Below are 15,348 nucleotides of genomic sequence, written 5' to 3'. Positions count from 1 at the left end.
AGCGAATTATTCGTTTGATGCCATTTTATTTTAAAAAACATTTATTTTTAGAAAAACACAATTAATAACACAACAATTAGTCCAAATACAGCAATAATTAATCAGTTTTAAAGCTTTAAAGCAGTAAAAAATGCAATTCAAGGTTGTTTCAAATTAACAAATTGTAAATTTTAAGTTCTTTTTAACAAATAGAATCAAAACACAGGGGGTTAAAATGAAAAATTAACAAAAATCAAACAACATACCCTATTTTTTATTGGGGTGTCGATTCATTTTATACTTTTATAAAAAATTTTAAAACTAAATAACTATGCGAAAAATTATTTTAAGTGTGATTCTTATCACTATTTTAGTACTAACCTTTATATCGAACTTTATCATTTCGGATAACCCAATTCCAGCCGAAGCTGTAAAGTTTGACACAGGAGATACAGCTTGGATGATCGTTGCAACGGCATTTGTATTGTTGATGACACCAGGTTTAGGATTTTTCTATGGAGGAATGGTAGGTAAGAAAAACGTAATTAGTACTATGCTGCAAAGTTTTATGGCGATGGTAATTGTTACAATATTATGGGTTGTTGTTGCTTTCGGATTAGCTTTTGGACCAACTATTGGAGGTATCATCGGGAATCCGTCTTCTAATTTGTTTTTTGAAGGTGTGGGAACCAGCACTGCTTGGAGTCTTGCCCCGACAATTCCATTTATGTTATTCGCATTGTTTCAGGCAAAATTCGCTATCATTACACCTGCCTTAATTACAGGTGCTTTTGCAGAGCGTATTCGTTTCTGGGCTTATTTATTGTTTATGGTTTTATTCATCATATTAATATATGCACCGCTGGCGCACATGACTTGGCATCCAGATGGCGTATTCTTTAAAATGGGAGTTCTTGACTTCGCAGGAGGAACTGTAGTACACATGAGTGCTGGATGGGCCGCATTAGCCGGAGCTATGTTTTTAGGAAAAAGAAAAGTACAAAAAGCCAACCCTGCCAGAATTACTTATGTATTATTAGGAACAGGTTTACTTTGGTTCGGATGGTTTGGTTTTAACGCTGGATCTGCTTTAGGAGCAAATGGTCTTGCTGTTCAAGCTTTAGGAACGACTACTGTTGCTGCTGCTGCTGCTGCAATGGCTTGGGTTTTCCTTGATAAAATTTTAGGTCATAAATTATCTGCTCTTGGAGCTTGTATCGGTGCTGTTGTAGGACTTGTTGCGATTACTCCTGCTGCAGGTTTCGTAAGCATCCCTCACGCAATCTTCATCGGATTATTTTCTGCAATTGTGAGTAATATTGTAGTAAGCAAATTCCCTAAAGGAAAAATCGATGACGCTCTAGATGTATTCGCATGTCACGGTGTTGGTGGTATGGTAGGTATGTTGCTAACTGGTGTTTTTGCTTCAAAAGCAATCAATCCAGCAGTTGGAGACAATCAAGGTTTAATCTTCGGAACTCCAACTTTATTCATCAACCAATTAACTGCTCTGGTTATCGTTTCTATCTTTGCTTTTGTTGCTTCTTATGCTTTATTCTTTATTGTAAATAAAATTACACCGCTAAGAGTTACAGAAGAAAAAGAAGAGTTAGGATTAGACATCTCTCAACACGGAGAATTCTTATAAGAAAAATTAATTTTCACTTTCGTTACTTGATAAAAAAAGCACTCTAGTTATTTTAGAGTGCTTTTTTGATTATTGTAGATTTTGAATTTTAGATTGTAGATTTTAGATTGCAGATTTTAGATTTTAGATTTTAGTCCCGAAGCCTCGGGATAGATTGTAGATTTTAGATTATGCGATAGTGGTTTAACATCTTTAATCTCTAATTTTCTAATTTTCTAATTTTCTAATTTTCTAATTTTCTAATTTTCTAATTTTCTAATTTTCTAATTTTCTAATTTTCTAATTTTCTAATTTTCTAATTTTCTAATTAACGAAAATTCCCAATTCCCTCTTTTAACCAATGCAAATATTCCGCTGTACTTACGTAACTGATTGTTGGTTTAGAGCTGTTTAAATTATTGCCTTCCAAATCTGTAATTACATACAAAGGCTGTGTATTGGTTTTGTATTTAGAAATCATAAAATCGGTCCATCTATCACCAACGGTAATAATTTTATCTCCGGCTTTTGTAACAAATTGCTTTTCTTTTGGCAATTCTCTTTTATCGTCTACATACAATGAAATTAGTACCACATCATTTTTTAAAATCGGTAAAACTGTCGGATCAGACCAAACATTATTTTCCATTTTTCTACAATTCACACAAGCATAACCTGTAAAATCAAGCATGATTGGTTTGTTGATTTCTTTCGCGTACGCCACTCCATCTTCATAATCGTGAAAAACCATAATTCCGTGCGGGCCTAATTCTGCACCTTCCGGAAGTCCTTTTATAGTTCCTGACGAAGTAGTTCCATTACCAGAACCTCCAACTCCAAACGGGCTTTCACTATATTGCGGCGGCGGCGGAAAAGCACTAATCAATTTTAACGGTGCTCCCCAAAGTCCCGGAACTAAATACATTGTAAAGACTAAAGTAAGCAGTCCTAAATACAATCTTCCAACTGAGATATGCTGCATCGGACTATCGTGAGGAAGTGTAATTTTTCCGAATAAATATAAAGTTAAAGCAGCAAAAATAGCGATCCAGATTGCAATAAAAACTTCTCTTTCTAAGAAATGTAATTGTAAAACCAAATCTGCGTTTGATAAGAATTTGAATGCTAATGCCAATTCTAAAAATCCTAGAACGACTTTTACAGTATTCAACCAGCCTCCCGATTTTGGCAGTGAATTTAAATAACCTGGGAACATGGCAAAAAACATAAACGGAAGCGCTAATGCAGAAGAAAAACCTAACATGCCGACAACTGGAGCAATACCTCCATTAGAAGCCGCTTCAACCAGAAGTGTTCCAACAATTGGCCCTGTACAAGAAAAAGATACAATTGCCAAAGCCAAAGCCATAAACAAGATTCCGATGATACCGCCTCTGTCTGCCTGCTGATCAGCTTTGTTGGCCCATGAATTTGGAAGCATAATTTCGAAAGCCCCCAAAAATGAAGTAGCAAAAATGATTAAGATAACAAAGAAAATCAAGTTAAACCAAACATCTGTAGACAGCGCATTCAATGCATCTGCACCAAATATTTTAGTGACAATAAGACCCAAAATCACATAAATTGCAATAATAGAAAGTCCGTAAATAATAGCATTTCTAATTCCTTTTGCCCTGCTTTTACTTTGTTTGGTAAAGAAACTTACTGTCATTGGGATCATCGGGAAAACGCAAGGCGTCAACAACGCTGCAAATCCTGATAAAAAGGCAATAAAAAAGATAGAGGATAAACTTCTAGACGATGCAGGTTTTTCTGCCTCGTTTACCACTTCTGCAGCAACATTATCCGTTTTTTTAACTTCAATTTTTTCTGAAGCAGTTGGGGTTTTTACAGCCGTATCGATCGCTAATCCAACTCTTTTGGTTTCGTCTTGTTTTACTTCTGAAACTGTTGGAATTGCCGCAACATTGAAATTTCCTGGAATTGCAATCGTGAATTTTTTATTAGAATTGATGCAGACTTCTTTACAAACCTGATAATCCAATTCTGCTTCAACCGTTTTTAAGTTCGGATTCACAATTGTAATTTCCTGCTCAATACGTGCTTTTCCTTCAAAGAAAATTTCATCTACACCAAAAATATCGTTGAATGCTTTTTTGGTTTTTCCTTCTTTAGCTTTTCCAACCAGCTCGTAATTTCCTTTTTGATTTTTAAACGAAATCTCCAAAGCAAGCGGTCCTCCGTCTGGTGTAAATTGAGAATATACATGCCAGTCTTTGTCTATTGTTCCTTCAAAAATAATAACTGCATTATTTCCTGATTTCTTTTCAATTTTAGAAGTCCATTTGACAGGTTCTACCATTTGCGCGTTTACAGTTGTAAAGGCAGCAAAGAAAAACAAGAAAAGTAAAATGGTTTTAGTCCAAACGTTTTTTGACAAGATTGTCTGATGGTATTGCGTAAAGTTCATTATTGCAGTTCTATTTTAAGTATTTTGTTTGTAGTATTTTTTATTCTATAACGTTCGTCCTGTCTAATTCCGACAACCCAAACAATTTGATTATCAGAACACAAAAGCCAGGTTTTTTCTTTTTCGATCAGAGATAATTTTTCGTCTTTAAAAAGTTTACTCACTTTTTTAGACTTTCCATTCATCCCAAAAGGATAAAAAACATCCCCTTCATTCCATTTACGCAATACAAGCGGAAACTGGATTTTTTCAGCGTCCACAAATATAGCTTTATTTGAACCTAAACTAATGTGACCTACGTTACAAAGCTTCAAATTTAAGGGAAAATTAACTTCTTGATCGTCTTGATTTATTTGATATTCTTCTCTCTCTTCTATTTCTAAAAGCGGGCTCAAAATCAAGGTTTCTCTATTTTTTAATAATCGAAATTGTTCCGACAAAACCTGTTTTCCAGATTGCCCATTTATAAGATCGTAAATATCGTTCCAGGCCGAAAAACCAAATTCGTTAAGCCATTGGTACAAATAGGATTTATAATTAGGCAGCTTTTTAAGCTGTTTTAAATCGAAATGAATATCCTCTCCTGCCTCTTTAGCTACTTGCTGATAAATCATAATCGAAGCGTCTTCAACCATTTCTTTTGATTCCTGAAGATACGATTGTGTTTTCTTGAAAGCATTCAAAAAATTTGGATTGATTTCTTTTAAAATCGGAACCAAATCATGACGAATTTTATTTCTGAGGTATTTATTCGAAGCATTACTGCTGTCTTCTCTCCATTCGATCGTATTTTCCTGTGCGTAATTCAAGATTTCTTCCCTAGAAAATGACAAGAGCGGCCGAATTACTTTATCATTCTGTTCTGGAATTCCAGTCAAACCTTCCAGACCAGTGCCGCGAGTCAAATTGATAATAAAAGTCTCCAGATTATCGTCGGCATGATGTGCGGTTAAAATATAATCGAAATTCTGTTCTTCTAACTGTTCGTAAAACCAGCTGTATCGAAGTTCACGCGCCGCCACCTGAGTCGATAATTTATAATCTTCTGCAAAAGCTTTGGTATCAAAATGAGTAGAAAAAACAGGAATATTATTTTGATCGCAATAGTTTTGAACAAATTCCTGATCACCAAAACTTTCTAAACCGCGAAGTTGAAAATTACAGTGCAAAACCGCGATTTCATACTCTAATTGTTTCATTAAATGCAATAAAACCATACTGTCTAAGCCGCCGCTAACAGCCAAAAAGAGTTTTTTTTCTGCTAGAAAGGGAAATCTGGAAACGATATGATTTTGGAATTTTGAAACCATCTGATAAAAGTAAAAAATTAAATTCTATCTATTTTTAAACGAAATGTTAAGCATGATTTTTTTTAGCCGCGAATTCACGAATTTTTATTTCTCTTGCCACAGATTCGTGAATTCACTGCCGTCTCAAATTTATTTTAAAACCTCATGCATTGCTTTAGCTTTCAACAAACATTCTTCGTACTCTTTTTCCGGAATAGACTGCGCTGTAATAGCACTCCCAACAGAAAAAGAAACGTAATTATTTTCTTGATTATACAAAATACTTCTTATTACGACATTAAAATCAAAATCACTTTCTGGTGTAAAATAACCAACTGCACCACTGTACAAACCCCTCTTGGTCTCTTCCAGATTTTCGATAATTTTCATTACCGAAATTTTAGGTGCTCCTGTCATACTTCCCATCGGAAATGTAGTTTTCAAAACATCAATCGCCGAATATTGTGGGTCTATTTTTGATGTTACAGTAGAAATCATTTGATGCACCTGTAAGAAAGAATAAATCCCACAGAGTTCTGTAACTGCTACTGAGCCTTTTTGTGCTGTATGCGATAAATCATTACGGACTAAATCGGTTATCATGATATTTTCGGCCCGCTCTTTAGAATCGTTCTCCAGATGGCGTTTCGAATTTTCATCTTCTTCAAGGTCCAAAAACCTTTTTGAAGTTCCTTTTATCGGCTGCGAAATTATAGTTTCTCCTACTTTCTTTAAATAACGTTCCGGCGAAGCAGAAAGAAGGTATTGCTTATTATTTTTAAAAAAGACAGAAAAAGGCGCCTGAGAAATTTCGTTTAACTTTTGAAATTTTTCTAACGGATTTATAATGGCATTTTCAGCATAAAATTCCATACAGAAATTGGCTTCGTACATATCACCTATCTGAATATGTTCGAGCATTTTTTGCACTTTCTGCACATATAAATCTTTCGGAACTCGCTGCTTAATTTCTAGTTTATTGACAGATTCAAAAACATCGATTGGCTCTTTTTCAATTGCTTCAAAATCTTCCTCAACTTCATCATCACAAAAAAGCAAATATTGAATTTCAAGCTGGTTTTCTTTCAATAAAAAGATTTTTTTAGGTTGAAAGAAAAACAAATCTGGAAAATCTAAACCGTCAAAATTCTCCGAGCTGAGGGCTTCGATATCATTTTTCAAATCATAGGAAAGATATCCAAAAAGCCAGTCTTTGGTATTTTGCTGGTATTGTTTTAAATCCTCAAAAGCATTGAAATAATCCGTTTTTAAAGACGTAAAAGCATCTACAGCCAGTATAAAATCAAAACTAGAATATTGCTGTGTATAGGAATTGCTGTCTAAAAAAACAACTTCCCGAAACTGTTGTGCCCAGCTTAAAAGCTGCTGCCTAAACCGCTTTGGATCTGAAATATTTTTATGAATGGAAACTCTCAAAAATGGGTAATTTTTAGATTTCAAAATTACGACAAAATTTTTGCAATAGCAGACGGCCTAAAAAATATTGAAAAGATCTCAAAACCAATACAAAACTGTTAAAAAAGCATTTATTTTATAAGAAAAAATTCGTTATATTTGATATACTATTATATTAATCATAAAACATGATTGATTTAATTATAAAATCCGCAGTAAAGACAGCCTAAAAAACCGATTATAGTACTGCTTTTGAATTCGTGCAATATCTTTTCCAATAATATAATTATATTTTTTAACCTTAAAAAATCCTAAGTATTATGAAAATCGCCACCATTATTGTCCGCGTTCTAATTGGTCTTTTGCTTCTTTTTGCTTCGATCAGTTATTTTTTCCATCTAATGCCAGAGCCAGAAACTACAGGGAATTTTAAAGCATTTAATGTAGGTTTAATGGCTTCTACTTATTTAATGCCTCTTGCTAAATCAATTGAATTGCTTTGCGGAATCGCTTTTATCACGGGGCGTTATGTAACATTGGCTAATATTTTGATCTTACCTATAACGGTTAATATTTTATTTATCAATTATTTCCTTGCTCCAGAGGGACTGCCGATCGCAATTTTACTTTTTGCAGCCAATTTATTTTTGATTTATAGATATTGGAACAATTACAAAAGTATTTTTACTCCTTGATTTTTAGAGATCAATACAAAATGCTGCGAAAAAATGTATTGTTTCTGAAGGCTATTTGACCGAAGATTACAAAGGTTCAATTGATAAGGTTTTGTAAAAACATTTTACATCTCATCATGCGTTTAAAGAAGCATCATTTTTAGGGATTTCATTTTAAAATAAAAAACCCGACAGCTTAAAACTGTCGGGTTTATTTTCAATTTGTTCTATCGTGTTTTACCCAAACCAAATCGGTCACATTGTATCCAATTTCTTGAGCTTTAATAAGAAAATCTGCTTTTACACTTTCTGGAATTGTTTTCTCTCGCGAAAGAATCCACATATATTTTAGGCTTTCTCCCGCAACCAAAGCATATTTATAATCCTGATCGATCGCTACTACATTGTAACCTGAATAAAAAGGACCAAAAAATGAGACTTTCAGCATACCAATATCGTCCTTTTTGACGTATCTAGCTTTTCCGACACTTTGTTCCCATTTGTCTTTTTTGACATTATAGCCCTTATTATCAACTTTTATGGTTTTGTCTTCATTCAAAGAATACTCTGCAGTAACATTGTCCAAATCTCTCTCCCATTTGTAATCCAATCTAGCGATTTCATACCATTTACCGAGATATTTTGCGCCGTCAAAATTAGTAACGGCTTGTGCTTTTTCTGGAATTCCGCCTCCGCAAGAATACAATGCGAGACCAATTCCTGCTCCAATAAGAATTGGAACTACATATTTAGTTTTCATAATGCTATCATTTTAATTATCATAAAGATAGCAACCGAAATACACATCTAATTTACAACATTATTTTGGATTATTACATTTTGTAAGCTTAAAATATAAGCACAAAAAAACCGTCCCGTCAGTTTTGACGGGACGGTTTGATATGATTTACGTAAAAATTATACGTGCAGCGCTCTGTTTTCTGTAGCTGCCAATGCCGCTTCTTTTACCGCTTCCGCGAAAGTCGGGTGTGCGTGGCTCATTCTAGAAATGTCTTCAGCAGAAGCTTTAAATTCCATTGCAGTAACCGCTTCAGCAATTAAATCGGCTGTACGGGCACCAATCATGTGAACTCCTAAAACCTCATCTGTTTTTTCGTCAGCAAGGATTTTTACAAATCCGTCTAAGTCAGCACTTGCTCTTGCACGTCCTAACGCTTTGAAAGGAAAACTTCCAGATTTGTACGCTACTCCTGCTGCTTTCAATTGCTCTTCAGTTTGTCCAACTGCTGCAACTTCTGGCCAAGTGTAAACAACACCAGGAATTAAGTTATAGTCGATATGTGGTTTTTGACCTGCTAAGATTTCAGCAACCATTACTCCTTCTTCTTCCGCTTTGTGTGCTAACATTGCTCCACGAACAACATCACCAATTGCATAGATGTTTGGAACGTTAGTTTGTAAATGGTCGTTTACTTCTACTTGCCCTCTGTCTGAAATTTTAACTCCTGCTTTGTCAGCGTTTAATCCGTCTGTGTACGGACGACGGCCAACAGAAACTAATGAATAATCTCCTTCAAGCGTAATTGTTTCTCCTTTTGCATTTTCAGCCTGAACAACAACAGCGTCGCCGTTTCTTTCTACTGATTTTACTTTGTGAGAAACGTAGAATTTCATTCCTTGTTTTTTCAATACTTTAGTCAATTCTTTAGAAAGAGAACCGTCCATCCCAGGAATAATTCTATCCATGAATTCCACTACAGAAACCTGAGCTCCTAAACGCAAGTAAACTTGTCCAAGCTCGATTCCGATAACTCCTCCACCAATAATTACTAAGTGTTTTGGAACTTCTTTTAATGCCAAAGCTTCAGTAGAAGTAATGATTCTTTCTTTATCAATTTTGATGAATGGTAAAGAAGAAGGTTTTGATCCTGTAGCAATTACAGTATATTTTGCTTCGATAGTTTCAGATGTTCCGTCAGCTTTTGCAACTGCAATATGCGTTGCATCTACAAATGAACCTAAACCATTGAAAACGGTAATTTTATTTTTATCCATTAAGTAGTTGATTCCACCTACGGTTTGATCTACAACTGCTTGTTTGCGCGCGATCATTTTCTCTAAATTGATTTTTACATCGCCAGAAACTTCGATTCCGTGATCTGCAAAATGAGCAATTTCTGAATAGTGATGAGAAGAAGAAAGCAATGCTTTTGAAGGAATACAACCTACGTTAAGGCAAGTTCCGCCTAATGAATTATATTTTTCTACAATTGCAGTTTTGAAACCTAATTGTGCGCAACGAATTGCTGATACATATCCGCCAGGACCTGAACCTATAATGACTACGTCAAATGAACTCATAGTTTGTCTATTTTATTTTTAGCGATACAAAATTAAGGAATAAAGTTTTGTTTAAAGTTTAAAATTCAATGTTTTTTGTGTGAAATTTTGGGTTGGGGATTTTTTATTTAGATTGTAAATTTTACCGCAAAGTTCGCAAAGATTTTACGCAATCCCGAAGCGTCGGGACGCTAAGTTTTTGTTTTTTTAATCTCGCAAAGACGCAGAGTCGCAAAGTTTTTTTTAAAAATTTATTATGATGATTAAATAGCGTCCAGCTTTAGCTGGATGAAAAATATTGCCAAAGTGAAAGGCTTTAGCCAAACTTTGCTTTTTGGCTAAAGCCTTTTCTATATCAAATCTTAATTCCTCCAGCTAAAGCAGGAGGCAACTCACAAATCTTTGCGATTCTGCGTCTTTGCGAGATTATCCTAAAAACTTTGTAACTTTCTAACTAAAAACTTAAGGTTTCCTTTGAGGATTTCTTGAAGTATGAAAAACAGAATAAACGATTACTTCATTTTCGATAATTTCATAAATAATTACAAATGGAAATTTCACCAAAGTTAATTCACGATAACCTGGTTCTTTTTTTATTTCAAATAATTCTGGATTTGTTTTTAAAACTTTTAGATAAGACTTTAAATAAGATAGAAATTGTTTCCCTAAACCTTTACTCCTGCTTTCATAGAATTCAATAGATTCATCAATTTCATTTTCTGCTAAGGGTAAAATTTTAATCTTAAAAACCATACTTAGCATTCAAACGTTGTTCTACCTCTTCCCAAGAACTTGCTTCTTTTTCATTTGAAAGATATTTTTCTCTTTCTTCAGCAACGAGATCATAATGAGAATCGGGAACAATTGATTTCTTTTCGTCGTGATTTATGGCATCAAAAACACTTTCTAAAATTTCTAATTTAGAATCATCTTCAATGAACTTTCCAAAATCCTTTATAAGCTTACGTCTTAATTCTTTTGTTTCCATTATCGTTGCATTTTAAATCAAATTTAAACCTTTTTGGTTTTGAAATGTGTTAATGTTTTAGGTTTATAAATTTAACATCAAAGTTTTATTTTTCTTCTCGCAAAGTCGCGAAGGCGCAAAGTTTTTTTGAATTGCCTCCTGCTTCAGCTGGAGGAATTAGAATTAGATTTAAATGTAAAAAGGCTTTAGCCAAACCAATAAAGTTTGGCTAAAGCCTTTCACTTTGACAATATTTTTCATCCAGCTAAAGCTGGACGCTATTCAATCATCAGATACATTAAAAAAACTTTGCGTCCCGAGGATTAGGGATTGCGTAAATCTTTGCGAGATTATCCTAAAAACCTTTGAACCTTTGCCTCTCTGAACCTCTGAACCTAAATCTTAGAACCTTAGCATCTTAAAAAGAAATCACCGTTGAATTCTTCACTTCGCTAATCATAAACATACTTTGCGTGCTTCCAATATGCTGTAACGAAGTAAGTTTTGTTACCAAAAATTCTCTGTATGCTTCCATGTCTTTTACGAGAACTTTTAAAATATAATCGTAATCCCCGCTTACATGATGGCATTCTAAAACTTCGTTGAGTTTGATGACTTCGCTTTCGAATTTGGTTAGGAATTCTTTTGTATGCTGAATGAGTTTTAAGTGACAGAAAACGACAAATCCTTTTTCGATTTTGGATTTATCGACCAATGCTGCGTAGTTTTTGATGATGCCTTCGCGCTCTAACTTTTTGATTCTTTCATAAACCGCAGTTACCGAAAGATTGAGCTTTAAGGATAATTCTTTGGTTGTTTTTTTACTGTCGGTTTGTAATAAAACCAAGAGTTTTTTATCGGTTTCGTCAAGAATCATATTGCTGTTTGTTGTTGATGGTTTATTGTTTGTTGTAAAAAGAAAGAAAAAAAATCTATAGAATTATAATTTTTACATCAAATTTAGATTAAAAATCATAATAAATACATTTTTATAGTTTTAAAATCTAATTATTCAGTTTATGATTGATTAATTTTCTAATTAAACTTTATTTTGAATAGAATTTCTTTTGAAAACGAGAGTCCTAGCCCAGATTGAAGTGGAAAGCCCGGAGTAAAAAAGGCATTAGTTTCTTGTTTTAAAAAAGCGACTCCCGAGGCTTCGGGAGAAGCTCTTTTTAGAACATTAGAAACTTTGCATTTTTTATGAGGACTTGTAACGGAAAGCTGGAATAGCTCCTAAAAAAAAATGTTTCAGGTTTCAAGTTTCAGGTTGTTGAAACTTGAAACTTGAAACCTGAAACAAAAACTAACTATATGAAAAACTTTAACCCAGCAGATAAAATTCAGGATTTGCAGTATTTTGGTGAATTTGGCGGTGTAAATCCGTCGATTTCTGATTCTTCAACTTATACTTTTCTTTCGGCAAAAACGATGTTTGATACCTTTGAAGGCAATATGGAGGGCTGTTATTTGTATTCGCGCCATTCTTCGCCAAGCAATTTGTATCTGGATCAGGCTTTGGCAGCGATGGAAGGAACAGAAACGGCGAATGTTTCGGCTTCGGGAATGGGGGCAATTACACCTACTTTGCTGCAACTTTGCGGGGCGGGCGATCATATTGTTTCGAGCCGAACTATTTATGGCGGAACTTATGCTTTTTTAAAGAATTTTACACCGCGATTTGGAATCGAAACGAGCTTTGTAGACATTACAAAACTGGATGTTGTAGAAGCGGCAATTACACCAAAAACGAAAGTTTTGTATTGCGAAACGGTAAGTAATCCGCTATTGGAAGTGGCGGATATTACTGGTTTGGCAAAAATTGCTAAAAAACATAACCTAAAATTAGTGGTTGACAATACGTTTTCGCCTTTATCGGTTTCTCCGGCTAAATTAGGTGCGGATATTGTGATTCACAGTTTGACGAAATACATAAACGGAAGCAGTGATACGGTTGGGGGCGTAACTTGTGCCTCTAAAGAATTTATCAATTCGCTGAAAAATGTAAATTCGGGTGCAAGCATGCTTTTTGGGCCAACGATGGATAGTTTGCGTTCGGCTAGTGTAATGAAAAACCTGCGTACGCTTCATATCCGAATTAAACAACACAGTCATAATGCCCATTTTCTGGCAGATCAATTTGAAAAAGACGGTTTAAAAACGGTTTATCCTGGATTGAAAAGTCATCCGAGTCATGAATTATACAAAACCATGATTAATCCAGAATATGGTTTTGGGGGAATGCTTACAATTGATGTAGGAACTTTGGCAAAAGCCAATGAATTAATGGAGTTGATGCAAGCCAGAAATTTAGGTTATCTGGCGGTGAGTTTAGGTTTTTATAAAACGTTGTTCAGCGCGCCGGGAACCTCAACTTCCAGCGAAATTCCGTTAGAAGAACAGGCCGAAATGGGATTAACCGATGGTTTGATTCGTTTTTCTATTGGTTTGGATAATGATATTGAGCGTACCTATCATATGATGAAGGAATGCATGGTGGAACTGGGAATTTTGAAACACGAATTTCACTAATTATTCTGTATAAATACTTTGTTGTTTTTCGCCACGAATTCACGAATTTTTTTATAATCAATTCGTGAATACGTGGCGATTTTTTTCTTGATAATTAATCGTTCGTTGCTAAAATAAAAATGCCGTTCTAAGAATAATCTCAAAACGGCTTCTAACATATAACTTTTTTACTTTTTACAAATAACTCTTAACTAATAACCTGCCCATTTAGCTTACTATTTTTTCGACTATAGGTAAAGTAAATAAACAATCCGATTAATAGCCAAATAGTAAAGTAAATCCAGTTCCAAACGCTTAATTCGGCCATCATGTAAAGACAGCAGATTAATCCTAAAAGCGGAATCAAAGACAAGTTTTGTCTGAAAGACCAAACTGCTAATCCTACTACAACGAATAAGAAAATCCACATTGGGATTTTGTGTTTGAATAAACTGAAACCTGTTTCGTACTTATTTAAATCACTGATAGGAAGTCCTTTTACAACTTCGGCGTATTTGGCTTCATCCTCTTGGTATTGGCCTAATAAATGCTCTAAATCAGAAGTTTCGGCTGTTTTATTATGTACGTCAATACTTTTTAAGTAATTGAAGACTTTTGCTGATTCTTCTTGATCTAATGATGTTACAATTGTTGTGGCATCAAAAGTCTGTGATTCGTTGTTAATAAAAGCCATTGTTGCTTTGTTGTTGAATGCGAAAGCATAATACAAGCCGGCAATCATTAAAACAGGCAGAATATATTTTGAATTGATATAAGGCGTTTTGAATTTTCCTCTCGGAATTTCTGGTTTATTTTGAAGTACTAAAACTCCAGCACAAACCAATACGAAGGCAAATAAAGTTCCGATACTGCATAAATCGGTTACCATTGTAAGGTTTAAAAATAAAGCTGGTACTGCCACCACAAAACCCGTTACGATTGTAGCAAAAGAGGGTGTTTTAAATCTTGGGTGAACAGTTGAAAATTTCTTTGGCAGTAATCCGTCTCGGCTCATACTCATCCAGATTCTCGGCTGTCCCATTTGAAAAACCAATAAAACACTGGCCATGGCCACAACCGCACTTACGGCGATAATTCCTGACATCCATTTTAGATCTAATTTTTCGAAAACAAATGCTAATGGGTCACCCACATTAAGTTCGTTATATTTTACCATTCCGGTCAAAACCAAGGCAATAGCAATATATAAAATCGTACAAATGATAATCGCCCACATCATACCACGAGGTAAATCTCTTTGCGGATTTTTGCATTCTTCGGCTGTTGTCGAGATAGCATCAAAGCCAATATAGGCAAAAAATACTGCTGACACCCCTTTTAAAACTCCTCCTACTCCATTTGGCGCAAACGGATCCCAATTGGCGGTATCTACATAAAATACCCCAACTGCAATTACCAAAAGAACCACACAAAGTTTTATTACAACCATTAGATTACTCGCGTTACGAGATTCTTTCATCCCTCTGTAAACCAAAGCGGTAATTAATATAATTATAAATAAAGCTGGAATATCGGTTACAAAATGAAAGGAACCAATTGTTGGAGAAGTAGTCCAGGCTGTATGTGCCTGCTGCAGTGCTGTACTTAAATTATCGAAAGATTTTCCGCCGCGCATTAAGGCTTCGGCATCTTTAAAACCGCTTGAAGCAGTCAAATAATCCATCTGAATCCATTGCGGTAAATCGATTCCGCCGCTATGGAGCAGTCCGGTAAAATAGTCACTCCAGGATATGGCGACCGTTATGTTTCCTACGGCATATTCCATGATTAATGCCCAACCAATGATCCAGGCAATTATTTCCCCAAAAGCCACATACGAGTACGTATAAGCACTTCCTGAAACGGGAACCATCGAAGCAAATTCGGCGTAAGCAAAAGCCGCAAAACTACAGGCCAAAGCGGTAAAAAGAAACAAGAAAATTACAGCTGGTCCGCCGTCTGCACTGGCTTTTCCGATAGTACTAAAGATTCCTGCTCCAACAATTGCAGCGATTCCGAATGCAGTTAAATCTCTTGTCGTAAGGTGTTTGCCTAACGCCTCATGACCGTCTGCTTCGTTTTTTGCAACTTGTTTTAATATATCTTGTACCGTCTTTTTTCGGAATAAACTTGAAAATGCCATATAGTGCCTT

General features: G+C 35.0%; 12 protein-coding genes. 3 read left to right on the top strand and 9 right to left on the bottom strand.

Annotated elements, in window-relative coordinates:
* Positions 1-310 precede the first annotated feature (310 nt).
* Positions 311-1,627 carry an ammonium transporter gene (locus C4F50_RS01050; RefSeq protein WP_193844583.1) on the top strand — a complete coding sequence of 439 codons (1,317 nt, stop codon included), beginning with the start codon at positions 311-313 and terminating at the stop codon, positions 1,625-1,627.
* Positions 1,628-1,934: 307 nt separating this feature from the next.
* Here the strand turns inward: C4F50_RS01050 and C4F50_RS01045 are convergent, their stop codons facing one another.
* The 3 genes from C4F50_RS01045 to C4F50_RS01035 all read right to left on the bottom strand — a co-directional run bounded on the left by C4F50_RS01045 (position 1,935) and on the right by C4F50_RS01035 (position 6,763).
* Entirely contained in the window at positions 1,935-4,037 is a 2,103-nt protein-coding gene (locus tag C4F50_RS01045; RefSeq protein WP_193844582.1) for a protein-disulfide reductase DsbD family protein, read from the bottom strand.
* Positions 4,037-5,347, bottom strand: coding sequence for a tRNA lysidine(34) synthetase TilS (gene tilS / locus C4F50_RS01040; protein WP_193844581.1), 1,311 nt, complete (start codon positions 5,345-5,347; stop codon positions 4,037-4,039). The genes C4F50_RS01045 and tilS overlap by 1 nt, the downstream gene beginning before the upstream one ends.
* A gap of 129 nt (positions 5,348-5,476) precedes the next feature.
* On the bottom strand, positions 5,477-6,763 hold the full coding sequence (locus C4F50_RS01035; RefSeq protein WP_193844580.1) for an anthranilate synthase component I family protein: 1,287 nt from the start codon (positions 6,761-6,763) through the stop codon (positions 5,477-5,479).
* A gap of 299 nt (positions 6,764-7,062) precedes the next feature.
* Here C4F50_RS01035 and C4F50_RS01030 point away from each other — a divergent pair, with 299 nt between their 5' ends.
* Positions 7,063-7,437, top strand: coding sequence for a DoxX family membrane protein (locus tag C4F50_RS01030; protein ID WP_193844579.1), 375 nt, complete (start codon positions 7,063-7,065; stop codon positions 7,435-7,437).
* Between the two features lie 196 nt (positions 7,438-7,633).
* Here C4F50_RS01030 and C4F50_RS01025 read toward each other — a convergent pair whose 3' ends face one another.
* The 5 genes from C4F50_RS01025 to C4F50_RS01005 form a co-directional block, all read right to left on the bottom strand.
* Positions 7,634-8,176, bottom strand: a complete 543-nt coding sequence (locus C4F50_RS01025) for a lipocalin family protein (RefSeq protein ID WP_193844578.1) — start codon at positions 8,174-8,176, stop codon at positions 7,634-7,636.
* 158 nt (positions 8,177-8,334) lie between these two features.
* The gene (lpdA, locus tag C4F50_RS01020; RefSeq protein WP_193844577.1) at positions 8,335-9,738 is read right to left on the bottom strand and encodes a dihydrolipoyl dehydrogenase; all 1,404 of its coding nucleotides are present in this window, start codon (positions 9,736-9,738) and stop codon (positions 8,335-8,337) included.
* 441 nt (positions 9,739-10,179) lie between these two features.
* The gene (locus C4F50_RS01015) at positions 10,180-10,470 is read right to left on the bottom strand and encodes a type II toxin-antitoxin system RelE/ParE family toxin (protein WP_193844576.1); all 291 of its coding nucleotides are present in this window, start codon (positions 10,468-10,470) and stop codon (positions 10,180-10,182) included.
* The gene (locus tag C4F50_RS01010) at positions 10,460-10,705 is read right to left on the bottom strand and encodes a hypothetical protein (RefSeq protein ID WP_193844575.1); all 246 of its coding nucleotides are present in this window, start codon (positions 10,703-10,705) and stop codon (positions 10,460-10,462) included. Before C4F50_RS01010 ends, C4F50_RS01015 begins: the two co-directional genes overlap by 11 nt.
* Before the next feature lie 397 nt (positions 10,706-11,102).
* Positions 11,103-11,561 carry an Lrp/AsnC family transcriptional regulator gene (locus tag C4F50_RS01005; protein WP_071636776.1) on the bottom strand — a complete coding sequence of 153 codons (459 nt, stop codon included), beginning with the start codon at positions 11,559-11,561 and terminating at the stop codon, positions 11,103-11,105.
* A 437-nt stretch (positions 11,562-11,998) separates the two neighbouring features.
* On the opposite strand from C4F50_RS01005, the gene C4F50_RS01000 reads away from it, so the two are divergent.
* Entirely contained in the window at positions 11,999-13,216 is a 1,218-nt protein-coding gene (locus tag C4F50_RS01000; RefSeq protein WP_193844574.1) for an aminotransferase class I/II-fold pyridoxal phosphate-dependent enzyme, read from the top strand.
* Between the two features lie 187 nt (positions 13,217-13,403).
* Here the strand turns inward: C4F50_RS01000 and C4F50_RS00995 are convergent, their stop codons facing one another.
* Entirely contained in the window at positions 13,404-15,338 is a 1,935-nt protein-coding gene (locus tag C4F50_RS00995; protein ID WP_193844573.1) for an amino acid permease, read from the bottom strand.
* Between the last annotated feature and the right edge of the window lie 10 nt (positions 15,339-15,348).

Source organism: Flavobacterium hungaricum (assembly GCF_015182285.1).
Classification (GTDB): Bacteria; Bacteroidota; Bacteroidia; order Flavobacteriales; family Flavobacteriaceae; genus Flavobacterium; species Flavobacterium hungaricum.
The sequence above is the reverse complement of the archived record's forward strand: the minus strand, read 5'-3'. Positions and strand labels throughout refer to the sequence as shown.